The 21,544-nt window shown below is 68.8% G+C and carries 22 protein-coding genes; 18 read left to right on the forward strand and 4 right to left on the reverse strand.

Features of this window, described 5'->3' with window-relative positions; genetic code table 11:
* Nucleotides 1-73: 73 nt before the first annotated feature.
* A complete protein-coding gene (locus R4I43_RS26420) occupies nucleotides 74-370 on the forward strand; it encodes a hypothetical protein (protein ID WP_324268413.1) in 297 nt (98 codons plus the stop codon).
* Nucleotides 371-588: 218 nt separating this feature from the next.
* Here R4I43_RS26420 and R4I43_RS26425 read toward each other — a convergent pair whose 3' ends face one another.
* Nucleotides 589-1,959 (reverse strand): alpha/beta hydrolase, encoded by a 1,371-nt coding sequence (locus tag R4I43_RS26425; protein ID WP_324268414.1) that lies wholly within the window; start codon nucleotides 1,957-1,959, stop codon nucleotides 589-591.
* A gap of 166 nt (nucleotides 1,960-2,125) precedes the next feature.
* On the opposite strand from R4I43_RS26425, the gene R4I43_RS26430 reads away from it, so the two are divergent.
* The 16 genes from R4I43_RS26430 to R4I43_RS26505 all read left to right on the forward strand — a co-directional run bounded on the left by R4I43_RS26430 (nucleotide 2,126) and on the right by R4I43_RS26505 (nucleotide 18,554).
* Complete coding sequence (locus R4I43_RS26430; RefSeq protein WP_324268415.1) at nucleotides 2,126-3,385, forward strand: ATP-grasp domain-containing protein; 1,260 nt, start codon at nucleotides 2,126-2,128, stop codon at nucleotides 3,383-3,385.
* Nucleotides 3,382-4,188 (forward strand): Rossmann-like domain-containing protein, encoded by an 807-nt coding sequence (locus tag R4I43_RS26435; protein ID WP_324268416.1) that lies wholly within the window; start codon nucleotides 3,382-3,384, stop codon nucleotides 4,186-4,188. Before R4I43_RS26430 ends, R4I43_RS26435 begins: the two co-directional genes overlap by 4 nt.
* A complete protein-coding gene (locus R4I43_RS26440) occupies nucleotides 4,185-5,234 on the forward strand; it encodes a PLP-dependent cysteine synthase family protein (RefSeq protein ID WP_324268417.1) in 1,050 nt (349 codons plus the stop codon). The genes R4I43_RS26435 and R4I43_RS26440 overlap by 4 nt, the downstream gene beginning before the upstream one ends.
* The gene (locus R4I43_RS26445; RefSeq protein WP_324268418.1) at nucleotides 5,231-6,241 is read left to right on the forward strand and encodes a dipeptide epimerase; all 1,011 of its coding nucleotides are present in this window, start codon (nucleotides 5,231-5,233) and stop codon (nucleotides 6,239-6,241) included. Before R4I43_RS26440 ends, R4I43_RS26445 begins: the two co-directional genes overlap by 4 nt.
* Nucleotides 6,238-7,518: an MFS transporter gene (locus R4I43_RS26450; RefSeq protein ID WP_324268419.1), complete on the forward strand. Its 1,281-nt coding sequence runs from the start codon at nucleotides 6,238-6,240 to the stop codon at nucleotides 7,516-7,518. Before R4I43_RS26445 ends, R4I43_RS26450 begins: the two co-directional genes overlap by 4 nt.
* Nucleotides 7,497-8,276 carry a class I SAM-dependent methyltransferase gene (locus R4I43_RS26455; RefSeq protein ID WP_324268420.1) on the forward strand — a complete coding sequence of 260 codons (780 nt, stop codon included), beginning with the start codon at nucleotides 7,497-7,499 and terminating at the stop codon, nucleotides 8,274-8,276. The genes R4I43_RS26450 and R4I43_RS26455 overlap by 22 nt, the downstream gene beginning before the upstream one ends.
* Nucleotides 8,277-8,303: 27 nt before the next feature.
* The gene (locus tag R4I43_RS26460; RefSeq protein ID WP_324268421.1) at nucleotides 8,304-9,845 is read left to right on the forward strand and encodes an ABC transporter substrate-binding protein; all 1,542 of its coding nucleotides are present in this window, start codon (nucleotides 8,304-8,306) and stop codon (nucleotides 9,843-9,845) included.
* Nucleotides 9,842-10,780 carry an ABC transporter permease gene (locus R4I43_RS26465; RefSeq protein WP_324268422.1) on the forward strand — a complete coding sequence of 313 codons (939 nt, stop codon included), beginning with the start codon at nucleotides 9,842-9,844 and terminating at the stop codon, nucleotides 10,778-10,780. Before R4I43_RS26460 ends, R4I43_RS26465 begins: the two co-directional genes overlap by 4 nt.
* Nucleotides 10,777-11,574 (forward strand): ABC transporter permease, encoded by a 798-nt coding sequence (locus R4I43_RS26470; protein WP_324268423.1) that lies wholly within the window; start codon nucleotides 10,777-10,779, stop codon nucleotides 11,572-11,574. Before R4I43_RS26465 ends, R4I43_RS26470 begins: the two co-directional genes overlap by 4 nt.
* Entirely contained in the window at nucleotides 11,571-13,061 is a 1,491-nt protein-coding gene (locus R4I43_RS26475; protein WP_324268424.1) for an ABC transporter ATP-binding protein, read from the forward strand. Before R4I43_RS26470 ends, R4I43_RS26475 begins: the two co-directional genes overlap by 4 nt.
* A gap of 218 nt (nucleotides 13,062-13,279) precedes the next feature.
* Nucleotides 13,280-14,449, forward strand: a complete 1,170-nt coding sequence (locus R4I43_RS26480) for an acyl-CoA dehydrogenase family protein (protein WP_324268425.1) — start codon at nucleotides 13,280-13,282, stop codon at nucleotides 14,447-14,449.
* Nucleotides 14,449-15,435, forward strand: coding sequence for a translation initiation factor eIF-2B alpha/beta/delta subunit family protein (locus R4I43_RS26485; protein ID WP_324268426.1), 987 nt, complete (start codon nucleotides 14,449-14,451; stop codon nucleotides 15,433-15,435). Before R4I43_RS26480 ends, R4I43_RS26485 begins: the two co-directional genes overlap by 1 nt.
* Nucleotides 15,432-16,163 carry an acireductone synthase gene (gene mtnC, locus R4I43_RS26490; RefSeq protein ID WP_324268427.1) on the forward strand — a complete coding sequence of 244 codons (732 nt, stop codon included), beginning with the start codon at nucleotides 15,432-15,434 and terminating at the stop codon, nucleotides 16,161-16,163. Before R4I43_RS26485 ends, mtnC begins: the two co-directional genes overlap by 4 nt.
* Entirely contained in the window at nucleotides 16,156-16,782 is a 627-nt protein-coding gene (gene mtnB, locus R4I43_RS26495; RefSeq protein ID WP_324268428.1) for a methylthioribulose 1-phosphate dehydratase, read from the forward strand. Before mtnC ends, mtnB begins: the two co-directional genes overlap by 8 nt.
* Nucleotides 16,782-17,354, forward strand: coding sequence for a 1,2-dihydroxy-3-keto-5-methylthiopentene dioxygenase (locus tag R4I43_RS26500; RefSeq protein ID WP_324268429.1), 573 nt, complete (start codon nucleotides 16,782-16,784; stop codon nucleotides 17,352-17,354). The genes mtnB and R4I43_RS26500 overlap by 1 nt, the downstream gene beginning before the upstream one ends.
* A gap of 513 nt (nucleotides 17,355-17,867) precedes the next feature.
* A complete protein-coding gene (locus tag R4I43_RS26505) occupies nucleotides 17,868-18,554 on the forward strand; it encodes a response regulator transcription factor (RefSeq protein ID WP_324268430.1) in 687 nt (228 codons plus the stop codon).
* A 497-nt stretch (nucleotides 18,555-19,051) separates the two neighbouring features.
* Here R4I43_RS26505 and R4I43_RS26510 read toward each other — a convergent pair whose 3' ends face one another.
* Genes R4I43_RS26510 through R4I43_RS26520 form a run of 3 tightly spaced genes read right to left on the reverse strand, consistent with a single transcriptional unit; the run spans nucleotide 19,052 to nucleotide 20,516 of the window.
* Nucleotides 19,052-19,801: a Crp/Fnr family transcriptional regulator gene (locus tag R4I43_RS26510; protein ID WP_324268431.1), complete on the reverse strand. Its 750-nt coding sequence runs from the start codon at nucleotides 19,799-19,801 to the stop codon at nucleotides 19,052-19,054.
* Nucleotides 19,801-20,076, reverse strand: a complete 276-nt coding sequence (locus R4I43_RS26515; protein ID WP_324268432.1) for a thioredoxin domain-containing protein — start codon at nucleotides 20,074-20,076, stop codon at nucleotides 19,801-19,803. Before R4I43_RS26515 ends, R4I43_RS26510 begins: the two co-directional genes overlap by 1 nt.
* Complete coding sequence (locus R4I43_RS26520; protein WP_324268433.1) at nucleotides 20,073-20,516, reverse strand: hypothetical protein; 444 nt, start codon at nucleotides 20,514-20,516, stop codon at nucleotides 20,073-20,075. The genes R4I43_RS26515 and R4I43_RS26520 overlap by 4 nt, the downstream gene beginning before the upstream one ends.
* A 485-nt stretch (nucleotides 20,517-21,001) precedes the next feature.
* Here R4I43_RS26520 and R4I43_RS26525 point away from each other — a divergent pair, with 485 nt between their 5' ends.
* Nucleotides 21,002-21,274, forward strand: a complete 273-nt coding sequence (locus R4I43_RS26525) for a hypothetical protein (RefSeq protein ID WP_324268434.1) — start codon at nucleotides 21,002-21,004, stop codon at nucleotides 21,272-21,274.
* The last annotated feature ends 270 nt before the right edge of the window (nucleotides 21,275-21,544 follow it).

Here is a 21,544-nt window from a genome sequence, read left to right on the forward strand (position 1 = left end):
ATGCGTAATCGACAATGCGTTGTACGCTTTTCGGAGTAGCGAAGAGCGCCCATTTGCGCCTGGAGGAGTTCTGATGACCACGGCACACCAGCAGCACTCCGGACACGAGCACGCCCATGGCGAGGGCTGCGGGCATGTCGCCGTGCCGCACGGCGATCACGTCGATTACGCCCACGACGGTCACCTGCACCGCGCTCACGACGACCACTACGACGAATGCGAGCCAGCTGATCACGCCGCCCATGATGGCCACGAGCACACTCACGGCGAGGGGTGCGGGCATGTCGCCGTGCCGCACGGCGACCACGTCGACTACGTCCATGATGGACACCGGCACGCCGCGCACGACGATCACTACGACGAACACTGACCCAGGCACGAAGGCCGACGAGCCAGGACCACCAGAAATTCCCGGAAGATGAGGCTCGCGGGCGCTCGTGCATCGGGCGACGGGTTTGCGGTCGATGCCGGGCGGCTCCAGTCCTCGATCAGGGGCCCGGCGAGAGGGCCGGTCCGCAGCTGAGTGCAGCCCGGCGCCTGTTCCTGAGGAGCCGCCCGACATCCCCCGCCTCGTGGGCCGGTGGTGGTCTATTCGGGCAGCCCCGGCCCCGGGCAGTGCAGGTCGCGTTCTGGGAGGTGGCCGTCGACCAGGTAGGCGGCCGCCGCGTCGTCGACGCAGGCGATCCGCTGACTGGCGAACAGGCCGTGGGAGTAGCTGTCCTGAGCGGTGATCATGCGGGAGCCCGGGAGTTCGGCCTGCATGCGCTTGGCGCCGTGGTAAGGCGTGGTGGGATCGAGTTCGGCTTGGGTGAGCAGGATCGGGGGCATATCGGGGCTGCCCAGTTGGGCGCTTTGTCGCGGCCGGTCCCAGAAGGCGCAGGTGGTCGACTCCAGGCCTGTGAGGATCGGCCGCGGGTCGGTCTCGCGCAGCTGGCGGATGTCACTGATGATCTCCGCGCGGCTCGGCCGTGTGCTGTCGTTGCACTTCACGGTGCGCAGCGCGGCTTCGTAGTTGCGTGATTCGGTGTCGGTTTCGGGAAGCGCGGGTCCCAGGCCATCGGCGTTGCCGGAGTTGACGTAGGCGCCCAACGCCTCGGCGAACGGCCGCCAGCGTTCGGTGCGCGAGAGGGTCTTGTAGACGAGGTTGTCGAACTCCGCGGCGCCGAAAGTACCGCGGGCCGGCGTTTCAGTCAGGCCGATGCGCGCCCGGGTGTAGGCGTCGCGGACCTCGTCGCGGGTGGTGCCCAGGCCCAGTTCCGGGCGGGCGGCGATCCAGTCGAAGAGCACATCGCGCTGCCGCAGCATCGCGTACGCCTGCTGCACATCGAAGTCGTGCCAGCGGTCCGGGCTGACCACGCTGTCGAGCACCATGCGGCCGACCCGCTCGGGGAACTCGGCGGCGTAGGCCGCGCCCAGGTAGGTGCCGTAGGAGACTCCGAGGAAGTTCAGCTTCGGCTCGCCGAGGGCTTCCCGGATGCGGTCCATGTCCCGCGCGGTGTTCATCGTGTTCATCGCTGCCGAGTCCGGGTTGTGCCGCAGGCAGTCCTCGGCCATGTGGGCTAATCGGTCCAAGTGGGCGCGCTCTTGTGCGCGGTCCGCCGGAACCGGTTCCGGCGCAGGGTGGTTGAACAGGCCGCCGAGCTCACCGCAGTCCAGCGGGGCACTGCGCCCCACCCCGCGCGGATCGAAGCCGATGATGTCGTAGGACCGGCGGACTTGCTCGGGCAGCTTCTTGCCCTTGCTCACCGAGTACTCGAGCCCGGAACCGCCCGGGCCGCCCGGATTGACCAGCAGCGCCCCGCGGTACTCCTCAGGGGTGCCAGTGGCCCGAACGCGTGAGACCGAAATCATGATCTCCGCGTCGGAATCACGCTCGTCCAGTGGTACGGCGAGCTCGGCGCACTCGGCGCCCTCGAACGGGCACGGCTCGAAGACCAGCGGTTCCGCACTTGCGGGCACGGCGCTGAGCAGGGGAGCGGCGAGCGCCAAAGCCGCCGCAGCGGACGTCCTTCTATTCACCACGTTGAGTCACATCCACCTTCACTAGATGGCAGGTTGATCCACCTAATTGGAAACGATTACCATTACCGACTGTTGTTCGACAATGATCGGGATAGGAGTCGTGGTGGGTCACCTGTTGTTGGTGGAGAGCTGGGTTGGCGCGATGAGCACGTTGCTGCCCAGAGCGATCCGCGAAGGCGGCCACCGGTTCAGCTTCGTCACGCGGGATTTGCAGCACTACCTGCGTTCAGCTCCGGCTTCCGGCCCGCATCCGCTGTTGGGCGCGGACAACGTGCTGACCGTGGAGACCAACGATCCCGACGTGCTGCTGCCGCACCTGGAGCGGCTGCAGCCGGTGCTGGGTTTCGACGGGGTGGCGACCTCGTGCGACTACTACCTGGCCACGGCTGCGCGGTTGGCCGAGCGGCTGGGGCTTCCCGGCCCGCCGGCGGAGGCGGTCGAGACGGCCTGCTCCAAGGACCGCACCCGGCGGCTACTCGGTGAGACTGGCGTGCCCGGACCGGCGTTCGCCCTGGCCGAAACGTTGCGCGGACTCGAGGAAGGTGCCGCGGCGATGGGCTATCCCCTGGTGGTCAAGCCGGTGGACCTGTGCGCCGGGATGTTCGTGCGCAAGGTCAACGACGCCAGTGAGCTGCGCGAAGCTTTCGAAGCACTGCAAGGATTTCCGGTCAACGCTCGTGGCCAGCAACGCAGTCCCGTGGTGTTGCTGGAGGAGCTGTTGACCGGAGCCGAGGTGAGCGTGGAGAGCGTCACCTTCGGCGGGCGGACCACGGTCGTCGGTGTCACCGACAAGAGCGTCGCCGGCGCACCGTGGTTCGTCGAAACCGGCCACATGTTCCCGGCCGCGCTGGAAGCCGACACCGAGCGCGCGGTGGCCGATGCTGCGGTGGCCGCGATCGAGGCGCTGGGACTGGACAACACCGTCTGCCACACCGAGATCAAGCTGACGGCCGACGGCCCGAAGATCGTCGAGGTCAACCCGCGTCCGGCGGGCAACCAGATCACCGAGCTCATCCGGCGGGTCACCGGTATCGATCTGGCCGCGATCTACGCGCAGGTCGCACTGGGGGAGAAGCCCGACCTGACCTCGGTGGACACCGGCGCTGCCAGCGCGGCGATCTCCTTCCTGCTGCCGCCCAGGACTGGCGCGATCGAGGAGATCCGCGGCGTCGAGGAACTGCGCGACCCGGCGGTGGTCGACTACCGGCTCAAGCCCGCCGGGCACCACGCCGGTGCGGCGACCAGCAACAACAACTACCTGGGTCACGTCATGGTCACCAGCGGCCGCAAGGGCGCCGCACGTGCGCACGCCGAGTCGCTGATCGAGCGGCTGGACGTGCGCTACGCCGAGGAGACCGGATGAGCGCGCCAGGGTCGCTGGCGGACCTGATCGAGCAAGTCCGCATCGGACAGCACGGCGAGGAGATCGCGGATGCCGTGGTGAGCGTGGGGTTTCTGACCCAGCAAGGCGTGCGGCACGCCTCGCGCAACACCTCCTACCGCAACCACGTGCTGAGCCTGCGGGTCGCCGATGCCGTGGGTTCGTGCGCCGTGGAACCCGGTGAGCTCACCGAGGACGTCGTGCTGGACTGCGTCGGCGTACCGGTCGCCGAACTGCTGCGGCACCCGTCGACGGCGGTGCGCATCGCCGCGCTGGACGGTTACCTGCAATCGGTGCGGCCGCACCACAGGCACGCAGAGGAGGTTGTCGTCGGCCGCGGTACCTCGCTGCAGAAGTCCTTGCACCGGGCCAAATCAGTCGTAGACCTGCTGCCGCCCGTGCGGCGGGTTCTGGTGATCGGCGTGGTCAACTCGCTGCTGCACCACCTGCGTGAACGCGGCGCCGACTACCTGGCGTGCGACTACAAGGGCGGGCAGACCGAGTGGGGCGAAGTGGTGCACACCGACGCCCTGTCCGTCCTGGCCGACTGCGACGCGGTGCTGGCTTCCGGGATGGTGCTGAGCAACGGAACTTTTCAACCGTTGCTGGAACACGCCCGCGCCACCGGCAAACCCCTGGTGTTCTTCGCCCAGACCGGCAGCGGGATCCTGCCGTGCTTCCTGGGCTCCGGAGTCACGGCCGTCTCGGCCGAGCCGTACCCGTTCTTCTGGCTCGACGGCGGCCCGAGTTCGCTCTACCGCTACCCCGGAGAGGATGCTGCATGAACCCGGACCTGCTCGACCTGGTCCGCGACACCCCACTCGCCCGAGTTTCGACACCACTCCCGCAACCCCATCCCGGTTTCTGGGCGAAGTTGGAATGCCTCAGCGCCGGCGGGATGAAGGCCCGCGCGGCGTTGTCGATGCTGCGCGGAGCACACCGGCGCGGTGACCTGCTGCCCGGAGCCCCGGTGGTGGAGTCCACCAGCGGAACGCTGGGCATCGGGTTGGCCTTCGCCGGCAACGCGCTGGGCCATCCCATCGTCCTGGTCGTCGACAAGGAACTCGAACCCGGCATGCGGGCACTGCTGCGCGCCCACGGTGCGCGACTGGAGATCGTCGACAAGCCGCATCCCGAAGGCGGCTGGCAACAGGCTCGGCTGGACCGGGTGCGCGAGATCTGCCGCTCGCTGCCGGGCGCCTACTGGCCGGACCAGTACAACAACCCGGACAACCCCGCGGGATATGCCGAGATGGGTGCGGAGATCTGCCGTCAGCTCGACCGCGTGGACGTGCTGGTGTGCAGCGTCGGTTCCGGCGGGCACAGCGCCGGGATGGTCCGCACCGTGCGCAAGCGCTGGCCGAAGGTGCGCTTGATCGGTGTGGACACCGTGGGATCGACGATCTTCGGCCAACCCGCCCGACCTCGGGTGATGCGCGGACTGGGCAGCAGCATCCACCCGCGCAACGTCGACTACCCGCAGTTCGACGAAGTGCACTGGATCGGCCCGGGCGAGGCGGTGGCCACCTGCCGGGCACTGGCCCGAAACGCGTTCGTCACCGGCGGCTGGAGCACCGGCGCGGTGGCGCTGGTCGCGGCCTGGGCGGCACGCGTCGATCCCGGTGCCAACGTGGTGACCGTCTTCCCCGACGGCCCGCAGCGCTACCTGGGCACCGTCTTCGACGACGACTACTGCCAAGCCCGCGGACTGCTGGACACCCCGATCGCCACCCGCCCGGTGGAGGTCGCGAACCCGGAGGTCGAGGCCACCGGGTGGACGCGCTGCCGGACGGTCATCGACCCCCTGAAGAACATGGAGGTGCCCGCGTGAAGCTCGACTGGCGGGCGAGCGGCTTGGTGTTGCACGAGCCGCTGAGGATCTCGCGCTCGGTGATGGCCGAGCGCGACGCAGTGACCCTGACTCTCGACGACCACGGCGACCTCGGCCACGGCGAGGTCGTCACCAGCGTCTACTACGAGCTCGACGTTCCGCGCATCGAAGCCGAACTGGCCGAGGCGCAGGCGGAACTGGCCGACCTCGCTCCGGAGGAGGCGCTGCGCACCGACCTGCCGCAGGCCTCCCCAGGTGTGCGCGCGGCACTGGACGCGGCGCTGCACGACCTCCTCGCCCGCAAGCGCGGCATCGCGGTCCACGAGCTCATCGAGGCCGAACCGCCGGGTTCGGTGCCGACCGCGCGCACGATCGGGATCACCTCGACCGAGCGGGCGGCGGCCGAGGCCATCGGGCTGGTCGGACAGGGCTTCCAGGTGCTCAAGGTCAAGCTGGGATCGGGCGCCGACGAGCTCGCTCGCGTGGCCGCCATCCGCGAAGCCGCCCCGCACGCCAGGATCCTTCTGGACCCCAACGGTGCTTGGGATCCAGAGGAGGCCGAGCGGATGCTCTGCGCGGCGACGGAGTTCGACATCGACGCGGTGGAACAGCCCATCGCGCCGGGAACTCCGGACCTGCTCGCGGAGGTGGCCGAGAACTCGCCGATCCCGGTGGTCGCCGACGAGGACGCACGCACTCCGGAGGACGTGCGCCGGTTGGGCTCCCGGGTGCACGGGATCAACATCAAGCTTCCCGAATGCGGCGGCATCCGCGCCGCTCGCGAGATCATCGACACCGCGGACGAACTCGGTGTCGATGTGATGCTGGGCTGCCAGGTCGCGAGTTCGCTGGGCATCGCACCGGCCGTGCACCTGTGCGGGATGGCTCGCTGGGTGGACCTCGACGGTCACTTGCTGCTTGCCCGGGACCCGTGGACCGGGCTCGGTGGGGAGAACGGTCTGCTGCGCATCGCCGGGCTCATCGGTCTCGGGGTGCGGCCCGCGTGAACACCGTACGGCTCTTCCGCAGCTACCCGCTGGCCGTGCAGGTTCTGCTGGTCAACCAGCTCGGCGTGAACACGGCATTCTACCTGCTGATTCCCTACCTCGCCGGTTACCTCGGGCAGGATCTGGGGCTGTCGGCCGCTGTGGTCGGCATCGTGCTCGGCGTGCGCAACCTCAGCCAGCAGGGCTTGTTCCTGCTCGGCGGCTCGGCCTCCGATCGGCTCGGCGCACGTGGCGTGATCATCGCCGGTTGTGCGTTGCGCTCGGTGGGGTTCGGGCTCTTCGCCTTCGGAACCTCGCTGCCGGTGCTGCTGGCCGCCTCGGTGCTGTCCGGACTGGCGGGGGCGCTGTTCAACCCCGCGGTGCGCTCCTATCTCAGCCACGAGGCGGGTGAGCGGCGCGCGGAGATGTTCTCGCTGTTCAACGTCTTCGCCAACACCGGCATGCTGATCGGCCCGCTGCTGGGAAGCGTGCTGCTGCTGGTGGACTTCCAGGCCTCGGCGATCGGGGCCGCGCTGATCTTCACCGTGCTCACCGTCGCACAGGTGCTCGTGCTGCCGGCCCGGGAAGTCCCGCGGCCGCAGAACTCGGTGCTCACCGACTGGCGCGAGGTGCTCACCGATCGCCGGTTCGCCCTGTTCACCGCTGCGTTGACCGGGATGTTCGCGCTGCAGAACCAGCTGTACCTGGTGCTGCCGATGCACGCCGAGACTTTCACCGGAACTGCGGTCTCGGTGTCGGTGATCTTCCTGGTGACCACGGTGGCCAGTCTCGCTCTGCAGGTGCGGATCACCCGCTGGTGCGATGGGCGCTGGAGCCGGGGGCGCGCGATCTCCACCGGCCTGGCCGTGATGGGCGGCGGTTTCGCGGTCACCGCGATCGCCGCGACCGCGATGCCGGACCAGCCGTCGAGCTCCCCGGCCGAGACAGCGTTGCGGCTGGTACCGGTGCTGGTCACCGCATTCGCGCTGTCGGTCGGCGTGATGCTGACCCAACCCTTCGTCTACGAGCTCATCCCCACCTTCGGGCGCGACAACCTCTCCGGCACCTACTTCGGCGTGTTCTACCTGGCTTCCGGTGTGACCGCCGCCGGCGGAAATGCGCTGATCGGCTGGGTAATCGACCTGGCCGGAACCAGCCTGCCCTGGCTGCCCTCGGTGCTGTGCGTGGCCATCGGCGTGTCCTCGGCCCTGGCCGTGCTGGCGATCCACCGGCGCAGCGGGATCGGCCCCCGACCCACCACGGATGAGGAGACCTCGTGGCCCACACCAACTTCCTGACCGACAACCCTGCCGTCTACGAAGCGTGGTTTCCCGACCTCGAACACGTGGCAGCCCGGTTCACCGACGACGTGGTGCGCCGATTCGACGGCGGCAAGGACCTGCTGGACGTGGGCTGCGGCACCGGGCGTGACGCGCGGTGGTGGTGCGAACACGGTTACCGGGTCACAGGGCTGGACAGCTCGCCGGCGATGATCTCGCACGCCATCGAGCACTGCCGGGAGGCCGAGTTCGTCGTGGGCGACATGCGCTCGTTCGACCTCCGGCGCGAGTTCGACGTCATCACCTGCTTGGACAGCGCGTTGCTGTACTGCCACGAGAACTCGGAGCTCGAGGCGTTCCTGGCCCGCTGCCACGACCACCTGCGGCCCGGCGGACTGCTCATCGCTGAAGCGCGCAACGGGGCGTTCTTCCTGGGCAACACCGAGCTGCTCGACGGCATCGCGGAGCGCACGCTGAGCTACGACGGCCAGCAGTACAGCTCGCGGACTCGGCTGTGGATCGACCACGCCGCTCAGTTGCTGCGGCGGGAGCGCCGCTGGCGGCTGCCCGATGACGACGAGCTCGTGCAGCGCTCGGCCTGGCGTCTGCTGTTCCCGCAGGAACTGCGCTACTTCACCGAGCACGCCGGTTTCGAGGTTCTCGCGCTCTTCGACGAGCCGGGCCCGCGCACCGACACCCCGTGGTCCGCCGACGCCGAGCTGTCCGAGCGGATGTCCGGTGACCGGCTCCACCTCATCGCCCGACGCATCGACTGACCGACCCCGACAAGGTAGGAGATCGCAATGTTCAACCTCGACAGACGACGCTTCCTCGGCCTGGCCGCGGCGGGTGCCGTCTCCACCGGAACTCTGCTGGCGGGCTGCGCCCCGGGTGGCGCGCCCGCGGTGGGGGAGCCCAAGCGCGGCGGCCGGTTACGTGCCGCCTTCGCAGGTGGTGGTTCCGCCGAGGTGCTCGACCCGCACGACAGCGACCTCTACGTCGAGATCGCCCGGGCCAAGGCACTGTTCGACAAGCTCGCCGACTACGGAAACGACATGTCCCCGCAGCCGCGGCTGGCCGAACGCTGGGAACCCTCCGCCGACCTGCTCACCTGGCGGGTCACGTTGCGGCAAGCGAACTTCCACGACGGACGTCCGGTTCGGGCCGGTGACGTGCTCTACAGCTACGCGCGCATCACCGAGCCCGGCAGCAGCCGACGGGCCAAGGCCAGCCTCTCGGTGATCGACCTGGCGAACAGCCGCGCGATCGACGACCGCACCGTCGAGTTCCGGCTCAAGCGGCCCTACGCCGAGTTCCCCAACGCGCTGGCGACGCTCGGGGCCTACATCATCCCCGAGGGCACCACCGACTTCAGCAAGCCGATCGGCTCGGGGCCGTTCAAGTACAAGTCCTTCGAGCCGGGACGAGCCTTCCTCGGTGAGCGCAACCCCGGCTACTTCGACGGCGCACCGCTGCTCGACGAGTTGGAGATCGTGGTCACCAACGACGAGGCGGCGCGGGTCAACGCGTTGCTGGGCAAGCAGGTCGAGTACGCCAACGACCTCACCCTCACCAGCGCCCGCACCTACGAGGCAAGTGGTCAGATACGGGTGTTGCGCCTGCCGCTGAGCAACTTCCACGGGTTGGCGATGAAGGTGGACCGCCCGCCGTTCGACAAGCCCGAGGTGCGACAGGCGATGTACCACCTCATCGACCGCGAGGAGCTGGTGCGTTCGGTGCTGCAGGGGTCCGGCCAGGTCGGCAACGACGTCTACGGTCAGGGCTACCGCTACTACGCCGGTTTTCCCCAGCGCAAGCAGGACTTGAACCTGGCGCGCGACCTGCTGCGCAAGGCGGGCGCCGAGGGCATGACCATCGACTTCGACACCTCGGATGCCTCCACCGGGCTCAAGGAGGCCGCGCTGGCCATCAGCGACCAGGCGCGCAAGATCGGGCTCAACCTCAACGTGCGGCTGGGCAACAAGGACACCTACTGGTCCGACATCGCCAAGAACAGCGTTCTGGCCAGCTACCGCTCGGGCGGGTTGCCGCTGGACTCCCACTTCTCGCAGCGACTGCTGACCACCTCCACCACGAACAACACCGCGTGGCGGCGCCCGGAGTTCGACTCGCTCTACAACTCGGCGCAGTCCACTTTGGATGACCGTGAACGTGCCGAGATCTACACCCGGATGCAACGCCAGCTGTTCGAGGAGGGCGGCTTCATCTGGTGGGGTGTCTCGGACTGGATCGTCGGCTCGGCCCCCAACGTGGGCGGTGTCGACGACAAGTCGCCGGCCAACACGCTCAACTGGGCCCGCTTCGACAAGGTGTGGTTGGCGTGATCGGTTATGTGGCGCGCCGACTGCTGCTCGGTGTGTTGCAGGTGTTGCTGGTCGCGGTCGGGGTGTTCGCGCTCACCGAGGCGCTGCCGGGTGATGCGGCGGTGACCCGAGCGGGGGACAACCCCGACCCGGCCATCATCGCCAGCTTGCGCGAGCAGCTCGGTCTGGACCAGCCGGTGTGGGAACGCTTCGCCGGGTGGCTGGCCGCCGCAGTGCAGGGTGATCTCGGTACGTCGCTGGTGGGTCCGCGGTCGGTGGCCGAGGTGATCGGCTCCGCCATCGGGCCGAGCCTGCTGCTGGCCGGGCTGGCGCTGGCCTTGCTCGTGCCGCTGTCGACGGGTGTGGGCATGTTGGCCGCGCACTGGGAGGGCGGCCGGGTCGACCGCGCGATCACCAGCACGACGTTGGGGCTCTACGCCGCACCGGAGTTCGCGATGGCGATCCTGCTGGTGACCGTGTTCGCGGTGCAGCTGGGCTGGTTCCCGCCGACGGCCATCGGCAGCTCGCTGATCGCCAACCCGGCGCTGCTGGTGTTGCCGGTGCTGGTGCTGCTGCTGCGGCCGATCTGCTCGCTGAGCAGGCTCATCCGGGCCGGCACGATCGAGGCCCAGCGCTCGCCTTACGTCCAGCACGTCCGGCGGCTCGGGCTCTCGCCGGCGCGCATCCGCTTCCTCCACGTGCTGCCCAACGCGGCTGCTCCAGCGGTGCAGCAGCTGGCGCGCACCGCCGACTGGCTGCTGGGCGGGGTGATCGTGGTCGAAGCGATCTTCGTGGTGCCGGGCCTGGGCACCGCGTTGCTGGATGCGGTCTCGGCCCGGGACCTGCCCGTGGTGCAGGGCCTGGCCTTGGTGTTCGCCTGCACCACGGTGCTGGTCAACCTCGGCGCGGACATCGCTGCCCGCGCCCTGTCGCCGACGTCGGAGGTGGGGCGATGAGCAAGTATCTGCTTCCGGGTGTCCTGGTGGTGGTGCCGGTCGTGGTGGCGCTGCTCGGGCCGCTGTTCGCCTCCGTGGACACCACCAAGGACGTGGCGTTCCTGCTCGGCGGCGGTCACCTGTTCGGCACCGACTTCCTCGGCCGCGACGTGGCCAACGAGGTGCTGCTCGGTGGACGGTCTCTGGTCATCACGGCTGTGACGGCCACCGCCTGCACGTACCTGCTGGCCGTGCCGATGGGACTGATCGCGGGCATGACACGCAGTCGGCTGCTCGACGAGGTGCTGATGCGGCCGCTGGACGTGCTGCTGGCGTTGCCCTCGATGTTGATGTTGCTGCTGCTGGCCGCGCTGGCGCCGGGCAACATGTGGGTGCTGGTCGCCGTGGTGGCGCTGATCAACCTGCCGGACGTGGTGCGCATCAGCCGCGCCGCCGCTCTGTCGCTGTCGACCAGGCCCGCAGTCGAGGCGATGCGCTTGCAAGGCGAGCACCGCGCGCGGATCGCGGTGAGCTACGTGGCGCGGGCGATGCGCCGCATCCTCGCCGCCGACCTGGGAACCAGGCTGACCGGGGCGGTCTACCTGGCCGCCTCGGCGAGTTTTCTCGGCGTCGGTGTGGCCCCGGGTGCCAGCGACTGGGCGGCGATGGTCGACCGCAACCGCACCGGACTGTTCTTGCAGCCGTGGGCCGTGGTCGTTCCCGCTGTGCTGATCGTGGTGCTGTCGGTCGGCGTGAATCTGCTGTTCGACCGCTGGTTGCGCAATCGCGACGTGAACTTCTTGGAGGCTCGGTGACCGTCGTCGCCGCACACGATGTGACCATCACCGCAGGGGATCGGACGCTGCTCTCGGCAGCGTCGTTCACCCTGCGCGCCGGGCAGATCACCGCGCTGGTCGGTGAATCCGGCAGCGGGAAGACCACGTTGGCCCGGATGCTGCTCGGTGAAACCTCACCCGGGATGACGGTTTCGGGCAACGTGGAGATCGCGGGATCGGCTGGGGATTCCTCGTTCGCGCCAGGAACCGTCGGCTACATTCCGCAACAGCCCTCGGCGGCGCTGAACCCGGTGCGCCGCGTGGGCTCGGTGCTCGCCGAGATCGCGCGGCTGCACGTGCCGAAGGCGCAGGTGCGCGAGCGGGTGCTGGAGGCGTTGCGGCAGGCCCAGATGCCCGATGGACAGCGGTACCTGCGGCGCTACCCGCACCAGCTCTCCGGCGGGCAGCAACAGCGGGTGGTGCTCGCTCAGGCACTGATCGGGCGGCCCAGGGTGCTCATCGCCGACGAGCCGACCACGGGTCAGGATCCGGTGATCCGTGCTCAGCTGGCCGCCGAGCTGCGGGCGGTGGCCGAGCAGGGCATCGCGATTCTGCTGCTCACGCACGACCTCGACCTGGTGCGCGAGGTCGCCGACCGGGTGCTGTCCATCGAAGGAGGTTGTCTGGGAGAGTCCGATGTGGACTCGCTGGTTCGGCCGGATCCGGTGGTGCCCCAGGAGCGCCAGTCCGGTGACCCGGTGCTGCAGGTGCGCGGGCTTCGCGCGGGACACCGCCACGGCGACGTCCTGCACGACATCGACCTCGAGGTCGGGTCCGGGGAACGGGTGGCGGTGCTGGGACGTTCCGGCAGCGGCAAGACGACCTTGGCGCGCTGCATCGCCGGGCTGCACCGCTACCGCGGCGGAGAGATCCTGCTCGACGGCCGGCCGCTGTCGCCGGTCCTGCGGCGCCGGTCGAGCGAGCAGCTGGCGCGGGTGCAGTACGTCTTCCAGGACGCCAAGGCGTCGTTCAGCGAGTTCACCCCGGTGCTGCACCAGGTCGCGCGCACGGCTGAGCGGCTGCGAGGGCTCGACCAGGCCGAGGCACGTGCTCGCGCGAGCGACGAACTCGCGGCTCTCGGTCTGCCGGAGTCCAGCGCCACGCGGCTGCCTTCGAGGTTGTCCGGTGGCGAGTTGCAGAGGGCCGCCCTGGTGCGTGCGATGCTGGCGGAGCCGGAGGTGCTGATCTGCGACGAAATCACCTCAGGCCTGGACGCGCGGCGCCGCGAGGACCTGCTGGGCGTCCTCGCCAAGCTGCAGACCAACACGGGCTGCGCATTGCTGATGATCACGCACGACCTGCTCGCGGTGGCGACCCTGTCGCACCGGGTGCTCGTCTTCGACGAGGGGCGGGTGGTCGAGCACGGCCGCACCAGCGAGGTGCTCGACTCGCCGCACCACGTGGCGACCCGCGCGCTGGTGCAGGCCGCGCTCCCGGAAACCGCAGCACAAGAGGCCGGAAGCTGACGAGGAAGGACCCGGCGTGGTCCGTCGCTGAAGGCGATGTCGCGACGTCGGGCCCGCCCGCTCGCGGATTCCAATCCGGCCTCGCAGGGCGTTTTCCGAGCGGACAGCCGCAGTGTCTCAGCACGCGGAATCGTTTTGAGCATGATTTCCAACAGCGGTGGCCGTCGCTAGCATCGAAGTCGCTGGCTGCGCTGACGTGACCGAGGTGGGGAGAGTCGTTGAGCGAGGACTGGAAGGCCGTTGCCGAGGAGTTGGCGGCGGAATTGCGGGCCGACGCGGTGGAACGGGAGCGGGGCGGCGCCGAGCCGGCCAGCGAGGTCGACCGGCTGCGCAAGTCAGGTCTGCTGAGGCTGCTCGTTCCGAGTGAACGCGGCGGTGGGGGAGCCGGCTGGTCGGCGGTCAACGAGGCGACGCGGATCGTGGCCGCCGCTGACGCCTCGGTCGGCCACCTGCTCGGCTACCACTACCTGCAGCTGTGGCGAACGGGGTTGTTCGCCAGGCCCGACGAAGTTGAGCGGCTGCAGCGCGCCACCACCACCGAGAACTGGTTCTGGGCCGGGGTGAGCAATCCCTTGGACGCCGCACTGCGGCTCACCGCTGTTCCGGGTGGGCTGCGCGTGGACGGGACCAAGACGTTCGCGACCGGCACGAGCGTCGCCGATCGACTCGTGGTCAGCGGCGTGCGAACCGACACCGATGCGAAGGTGACCTTCACGATCGATGCGCGCGCCGCGGGGATCTCACACCCGGGCGGCTGGGACAACCTCGGGCAGCGGCTCACCGCCAGCGGTGCCATCGCTTTCGACGGAGCCTTCGTGCCCGACGCTGAGATCCTCGGAAACTCCGATGACGACACGGCGGGTGCGGTGCTCCGGTCCTTGGCCTCGCTGGGTTTCCAGCTGATGCTGGCGCAGGTCGCGGTGGGGATCGCTGAGGGGGCGCTGGCCGAGGCCGCCGACTACACGCGCACGCGCGGCCGCGGGTGGGCACCGGCCGGGATCTCCGCGGCGGTCGAGGACCCGTACGCGCTGGCCGGCTACGGCGAGTGGGTCGCGCGGACCAAGGCGGCACGCGCGCTGGCCGACGAGGCGGCCGCTGCGCTGTGGTCGGCGTTCGAGGCGGGCGAGGAGCTCGGTGCGGAGCAGCGAGGGGAGGCCGCCGTGACGATCGCGTCGGCGAAGGTGGTCTCGAGCCGGCTCGCGACCGAGATCGCCTCGGGGGTCTTCGAGTTCACGGGTGCGCGCTCGACGTCCAATTCAGTCGGGCTCGACCGGTTCTGGCGCAACGCGCGCACCTTGACGCTGCACGATCCCATGTCGCACAAGGCGAGCGAGGTCGGCGAGCACTTCCTCACCGGCGCGCACCCGATCCCCTCGGGATACAGCTGATGGCGCTGCCGGTGTTGGCCGACAGCGTGCGGATCGCCGACGACGGCGTGCACATCCTCGACCGGCGCGTGTTCCCGCAGCGCCGTGAATGGGTGTGCTGCGCGACGCTGGAGGACGTCGCGCGTGCGATCGAGGACATGGTCACGCAGTCCTCCGGGCCCTACTTCGCGGCGCTGTGGGCAATGGTGCTCGCAGCGCGCGAGGCCGAGAGCGATCCGCGTCCCCGCACGCGGCTGGAGGAGGCGGGTGCGCGCCTGGTGTCGACCCGGCCGACCAACAACCACCTCCGCAAAGCGGTGGATCGCGTGCTGGCCCGAGTCGACGAGCGGGACCTGGTCGCCTCGGCGACGGAAGGTGCGCGTTGCGGGGAGGCGGTGTACCGCAGGAGCAGCCGGGTCCTCGGGGAACACACCGCGGCGTTGCTGCCGGATCAGGGTTGCGCGCTGACGCACTGCTGGCCGGACCTGTACCTGGTCGAGCTGGTGCGCGCGTTGCAGGAGCAGGACAAGCGGGTGCGGTTCGCGTGCACCGAAACCCGCCCCTACGCGCAGGGGGCGCGGCTCACCGCGGTGACCCTCGCGGAGATGGGCGTCGACACGACGCTGATCACCGACTCGATGGGTGCCGCACTGCTGGCCTCCGGCGACGTGGACGCCTTGGTGACGGCCGCTGATCGGGTCACCGCGGACGGTCATGTGATCAACAAGGTCGGCACGCTCGGGCTCGCGGTGGCCGCGCACGCCTTCGACGTGCCGTTCCACGCGATGGTGCAGGCCCCGGACACCTCGACGCCCAGCGCGGAGGACGTGCCGATCGAGTACCGCGACGGCGCCGAGGTGCTGGCCGCAGCTGGGGTGTCCGAACCGGGAATCCACGGCTGGTACCCGGCTTTCGACGTGACACCACCGCGATTCGTGACCACGGTGGTCACCGACCGAGGCCCGTTCGGGCCGCACGAGCTGGACAGGTACGAGGAGGAGTTGTGACGAACCCCGGCGAGCCGATCGCCGCCGAGTGGGTGGTCCTCGACATCGAGGGCACGCTCACCGCGACCAGCCAGGTGCACGTGGTGCTCTACGACTACGCGCGCCCGAGGCTGGGGCCGTGGATCGACGAGCACCCGGACGACCCGGTGGTGACCGGCGCGGTCGAGGACATCCGCGCCCGCGCTGGACTCGCGCACACTGCCACCACCGAGGAGATCGTGTCGGTGCTGCACGGCTGGATGGACGCCGACCAGAAGGTCCCGCCGCTCAAAACGCTGCAGGGCCTGATCTGGGAGCACGGCTACGCGGCCGGGGAGCTGACCACGACGTTGTTCGACGACGTGGCGCCGAGGCTGCGGACCTGGCGCGAGGCGGGCCTGCGGCTCGCGGTGTTCTCGTCGGGATCGGCGACCGGGCAGGTTGCGGCGTTCTCCCGCACCAACGATGGCGACCTGACCGGGTTGTTCGAGGGACGGCACTTCGACACGACCAATGCCGGCCCGAAACGCGAAGAGCCGTCGTACCGGGCGATCGCCGCAGCGCTGGGTGCCGGACCGGGCCGGATCGTGTTCTTCTCCGACGTGCCGGCCGAGCTCGACGCGGCCGCGGCGGCCGGGTGGCGGACGGTGGGCATCGCCCGGCCCGGCGAACCCTGCGCGGAGGCCGATTTCGGCCCGCACACCACCGCGAAGTCGCTGTCGGAGGTCGAGGTGTCGCCCGGTGAGTGACGCCGCGAGCACGCTGATCGAAGCCGGGGCGCGGTTGGCCGCGGAGTCCGCCCGCTACGCGTCGATGGGCTGGATGCGGGGCACTTCGGGCAACCTGTCGGAGGTGCTGTCCTGGGACCCGCTGCGCCTGGCGGTCACCGCCAGCGGGCGTGACAAGGGTGAGCTGACCGAGCACGACGTGGTGGTGGTCGACGTCGACGGCGAGGCCGTCGACGGCGGTGTGCCGTCGGCTGAGGCCGGTCTGCACGCGCGGGTCGCCGCCGTGTCGGGTGCGGGTGCGGTGGTCCACGTGCACGCGCTCGCCCCGGTGCTCGCCGCCGAGCGCTGGCCGGACGGCGTCGTCCTGCGGGATCTGGAGATGCTCAAGGGCTTCGGCCGCGCGGCCCACGACGACGTCGTCACGATTCCGGTGATCCCCAACGGCCAGGACATGGCCGTGCTGGGTGAGGCCTTCGAGCGCGGCTTCCGCGCGGACACGCCGGCCCTGCTGGTGGCGCGTCACGGGGTCTACGTCTGGGGCGAGGACCTGCTGCAGGCGCGCCACCGCCTCGAATGCCTGGAGTGGTTGCTCCGGTTCGCGACGGCCACCAGCATGAACGTTGTCGAAGGGAGTTCGTGATGACGCTGTTGACCGTGTGGGCCGACGACGCCCCCGAGGAGCCTCTGCTGCGGTCCACCGACGGCGAGGAGATCGCCGCCGAGCTCAAGCGGCTCGGCGTCCGGTTCGAACGCTGGCCGCTGGCCGACCTACCCGCCGCGCCGACGTCCGAGGAAGTCCTCGAGGCGTACTCGGACCAGGTGAAGCGCGTCGTGGACACCGAGGGCTACGTGCTCGTGGACGCGATGAGCATGGTCCCCGAGGACACCACCGAGTGGGTCGAGAAGGCAGCCGCCGCCCGCGAGAAGTTCCTCTCCGAGCACACCCACGACGACGACGAGGACCGGTTCTTCGCGTGCGGCGCCGGCGTGTTCTACCTCCACGTCGACGACCGCGTCTACGCGGTGTTGTGCGAGGCGGGTGACCTCATCAGCGTCCCCGCGCACACCACGCACTGGTTCGACATGGGAACCCGGCCTGACTACGTCTCGATCCGGTTCTTCCACGACGAGGACGGCTGGGTCGGCAACTTCACCGGAAGCCGCCTCGCCGACTCCTTCCCGGACTTCGACACCTTGATCGCCTCGAAGTAGTCCCACGACTCACCGAACAGATCCCCTCGTGCGGCTCCCCAAACCGCTTTGGTACTCCTGGAAACTCGGATCGCCGAGCTCGCCGCGTTGACCGACTGGCCCGCTGGCGCGGGCCGCCACCAGCAGGTGGACCGCGCCAGCGGCGTCATCAACGTCGCCGCTCGCATCGTCTCTGACAGTGATCGTGCTGACCTCGCTGGAGACCTCTGCTGGCGTCTGCACACGATCGTTAACCGAGTCATGGGATCGCCATCTCAGAAGTTGCAGTGATGGCGCGTCAAGAGCCCAGCCAGATCGTCACCAGCTCGCGGGTTGGGCCGGTGCTGGCACGTCGGTCCGAGCCCACTGGGAGTTGATCTGCGAATTCGAAGAGCGTTGAGTACCTGCTGTGCGTGAGCGGTATTGCCATCTCCGCTTCGCGGCACAGAGATTTTACATGGGGACACCCAATGTCGCGGGAAAGCAGGGCAAGCTTTACGAGCTAAACCTGTGAATGATGTTGGGGTCCTTGGTTTGAAACATGTTCTGGTCGCCGAAGACGAGAAGGGGATTGCGCTGCTGCTGCAGCAAAGCTTGCGTGCTGAGGGATTTGGCGCGACGGTCGTGAGCGACGGTGAGCAAGCTCGGAGGTATGCACTGTCCGGCGGGTACGACCTCCTCGTGCTCGACATCGGTTTACCGGCGACGGACGGTTTCACGGTGTTGAGGCAACTGCGCGAGGCGGGCAGCCGCCTGCCGATCATCGTCCTGACCGCCCGCAGCGGTGTTGCCGACACCGTCGCCGGCCTCGAGGGTGGCGCTGACGACTACGTCGGCAAACCTTTCCGCATGCAGGAACTCCTCGCCCGCATCCGACTCCGCATCCGGAATGGCGAAAACGCTCATCTGCTTCGCTGTTGCGATCTCACCCTCGATCTGCGCACCCGCCGGCTTCACGTCGACGGTCGAATCGTGGATCTGACCGCGCGCGAGTTCGCGCTTGCGGAAGTCTTCATGCGCAATCCCGGTACGGTGCTGACCCGTGAGCAGCTCATCGCCGCCGCCTGGAGCGACGACAACCACCCGGCGTCCAACGTCATCGACGTTTACGTCCGCTACCTCCGCCGTAAAACAGGAGCCCACTGGATCAGCACGGTCCGAGGTAAGGGCTACCGCCTGGACGACAGCACAACCCGGCTTCCAGCCGACTCACGCGGCTGACGAGCAGCTCAGGCGAAGGGGACGCGTGCACGTGAAGACAAATGGAGACTGCAGCGCACGAGCTCGGTGATCGAAGGGGCGGGCCAATGTCATCGACGTTGGCCCATCGACACAGGCTCGATGACATCCGATCTCCTGCCTGCCGTGTCGATGTACTCCCGGGAAGAGTAAGTGGCCGTTGTTCGCGCGCTGCCGGTTGCTCGCTGGCGCGGAGGATGTACGCGATCCCGCTGAAAGTGGGGCGGTCCAGTATCGGGACGTTGGTTTTCACGGCCTCGCACTGGAACGTATCGGGGTGTACGACGTTGCCAACGCACTGCTTTGCGCGGACGTCGCGACCTGGGCCGTACTCGGGGTCATGACGAGAGGGGCAGCGCAGCACACGAATGATTGGCTGCAAGTTTCTACACGCTGAGCTGGGCATCACCTACCGGACAGGCGGGCGGTGGCGCCCGGTGACACGCAGGTTCGGACAGGAACCTTCTCGTGTGCGGTGACTATTGCCGGTAAGGGACATCGGTCGGGCTTCGACCTCCGCCCTCGGCAAAGATCAGCAGGCGCTCTCGGCTGGTGACGGTGATCTTGCCTCGGTGCAGCCGGATGAGCCCGTTCTCGGCCAGATCGCCTAGTGCGGTGGTGGTGCGTTCGCGGGTGGCGTTGACCAGGCCCGCGAGTTGTTGGTGGGTCAGTCGAACCGGCTCGGAAGCCTCCTTCGGCGGGGTTGCCTTCGTCAGCGTCCACAGCGTGCTGGCCAACCGTTCTGGGAGGGTTTTGCAGGCCATGTCGGTGAGGCGGTGTTCGAGCTCAGCGATGTGCGCGGTCATGTGCTCGTTGATGCGGCGGGTGATCCGGGGATCGGCGAGCAGCAGCTCGCGCACGTCGTGCGGGCTCATCAGGCACAGCTGCGACGGTTCCAGGGCCTCGGCCCAGTTGCCGCCCATCCGGATCCCGATGAGCGGCACCTCCCCGAAGACCGTGCCCGGCCCGAGCAGGGCGGTGGTGACCGGTTGGCCGGTGGAGCCGATCTGGAACAGGCGCACGCGTCCGCGCTTGATGATGAACAACGTCTCGGTCGGCCGCTGGGGGCTGTAGAGCACCTGCCCCGCGGCGACGTCGCGGAGCGGGGCACGTGCTCCCAGCTCGGCCATCTCCTTGCGGGACAGGTCCCGGAAGAGGTCGACTTCGGACAGGCAGTAGTGGGTGTCGTGCACCGGTCCTCCGGTGGTGGTGCCGTCTCCTGTCACCATCACCCTCGATCTGGGTGGTTGTCCAGGTGGTGCAGCAGTTCGGGCAGGGAGGGGTTGCCCAGCGCGATGGTGGTCTTGCCGAGCCTGTACGTGGGGGTGCCGACGAGCCCTTCGGGCATCGGCCCGTCGTGCTCGGCGAGGTCGATGAGCTCGACCGGCTGGGCCGGCCGCACGCGACGCACGGTGTCGGCGAGTTCTTCCGCGGTACGGCAGCCGGCGCAGCCGGGCGAGACGTAGATCCGCAACACCAGGACCTCAGTGCGGTTGACGTTCATGAGTGGTTGGCCCGGCGGCGGAACCCGTAGAAGATCAGGGCGGTGACGATGCCGTAGATCAGGTGGCCGATGAGGCTCTGCATCGCGCTTGGGCTCATCTGCAACACCGGCATCCCCAGCCCCCCGGGCATCAGCAGCAAGCCTCCGAGGACCCACCAGATCACGCCGTAGGCGACTCCGGCTCCGAGCAGCGCCCAGAAGCGGGTGAACGGAACGACGAGCCCGAAACCGGCGCCGAGAAGTGCTGAGATCGCCAGGTGCACCACGGCTCCGACCGCGGCGCTGTCGCTGCCGACCAGCATCGCGACCATGGGCAGCATGCCCATCATCGTCATGAGGATGCCGAAGGCGAGCCCGCCGCCGATCCCGGCGAGCGCACCGTGGAGGACCCGCGACACCGCCGCCGGCATCGAGTGGGTGGGGTGAGCAGTAGCTGACATGGCAGTTCCTTCGCTGTTTCGACACGACGATCACTTCTGGGCTTCAGCGTGAGCGCCGGATGCCGGGCTGCTCGGTAACCACCGTTACACAAGGGTGCGACGAGGACGCCCAGCAGCGATGACCGGGGAGCTTCCGGCGATGAAACGAGCGATTGCGCGCGTTCGAGCACGCCTGGACGGAGCGGATCGAGCACGCGTCGGCACGCGTCGTCGCCGACAGCCGCGCGGGCCGATGCCGTGTGGTGCCTAGCGCTGAGTTCGTGCGAGATCCTGGACCCCTGGGGACAGGGCACCATTAGGCGCGCAGCCTTCTTGATCTTCCCCAATCTCCAACCCGACATAACCGAGACTAAAACGTGCGTGCGGTTGTCAGTCGTGCAACCGCACGCGTGTGGGGACGCAGAGCGGGGGCTGTCCCTGCGTGAACGTGAGGCGCGTTCGTTTGCAGGCGTAGGGTTGGCTCGTGTAGCGAGAAGGGCCCGCTTATGGCCGAGTTCGAGCATGTCACCTGGGACGATCTCAACCGCCTCACGCGAGGTGAGCTGTTGGACCGCCTGGAGGCCGAACGGGAGCACTGGGCGCGCCAAGAGCACGGCGGGTTCACCGAAGCTGATCGTCCGGCGCGTGAGGAGTTCAACCGGATCCTGCTCACGGCGTGCGCCCCAGCCGACGCGACCGGTGAGACCGCAACCTGGCTCGCTCGTGGTCGACCCAACGGCCACCGCTGGAACCAGGGACCAGGACACCATCAGCAGTAGACGTGCAGCGACCCTCGGCGATTGGCTCGGCGTGGCGGTTGATTCAGGAGCGCCAAGGCCTTTGACGCACGTTGCTTACCGACGTTGCATTTCAGATCGAGAATCAAGGCTCTGCGAGGGAAGCGCAGCACCTGCGGCACTGCCTGTCGCAGCTTCGCGATGCGTGGCACGGGGCCGACGAGTTCAAGGACCCCAGCTTCGCGCTGGTCGTCATTCGCGACTCGGCACAGTCCGTTCTCGAGTCTCTGCACCGTCTTGACCGGGCCGATG

Origin of the sequence: Saccharopolyspora mangrovi, from assembly GCF_035320975.1 — a bacterium.
Taxonomy (GTDB): Bacteria; Actinomycetota; Actinomycetes; order Mycobacteriales; family Pseudonocardiaceae; genus Saccharopolyspora; species Saccharopolyspora mangrovi.

What these genes read in the sequence shown, in the direction of transcription:
- R4I43_RS26520 (WP_324268433.1), bottom strand. Translation starts at nt 20,516, where the DNA reads ATGTCAGCTACTGCTCACCCCACCCACTCGATGCCGGCGGCGGTGTCG.
- R4I43_RS26500 (WP_324268429.1), top strand. Translation starts at nt 16,782, where the DNA reads ATGACGCTGTTGACCGTGTGGGCCGACGACGCCCCCGAGGAGCCTCTG.
- R4I43_RS26515 (WP_324268432.1), bottom strand. Translation starts at nt 20,076, where the DNA reads ATGAACGTCAACCGCACTGAGGTCCTGGTGTTGCGGATCTACGTCTCG.
- R4I43_RS26420 (WP_324268413.1), top strand. Translation starts at nt 74, where the DNA reads ATGACCACGGCACACCAGCAGCACTCCGGACACGAGCACGCCCATGGC.
- R4I43_RS26525 (WP_324268434.1), top strand. Translation starts at nt 21,002, where the DNA reads ATGGCCGAGTTCGAGCATGTCACCTGGGACGATCTCAACCGCCTCACG.
- R4I43_RS26485 (WP_324268426.1), top strand. Translation starts at nt 14,449, where the DNA reads ATGGCGCTGCCGGTGTTGGCCGACAGCGTGCGGATCGCCGACGACGGC.
- R4I43_RS26470 (WP_324268423.1), top strand. Translation starts at nt 10,777, where the DNA reads ATGAGCAAGTATCTGCTTCCGGGTGTCCTGGTGGTGGTGCCGGTCGTG.
- R4I43_RS26460 (WP_324268421.1), top strand. Translation starts at nt 8,304, where the DNA reads ATGTTCAACCTCGACAGACGACGCTTCCTCGGCCTGGCCGCGGCGGGT.
- R4I43_RS26435 (WP_324268416.1), top strand. Translation starts at nt 3,382, where the DNA reads ATGAGCGCGCCAGGGTCGCTGGCGGACCTGATCGAGCAAGTCCGCATC.
- R4I43_RS26440 (WP_324268417.1), top strand. Translation starts at nt 4,185, where the DNA reads ATGAACCCGGACCTGCTCGACCTGGTCCGCGACACCCCACTCGCCCGA.
- R4I43_RS26510 (WP_324268431.1), bottom strand. Translation starts at nt 19,801, where the DNA reads ATGGTGACAGGAGACGGCACCACCACCGGAGGACCGGTGCACGACACC.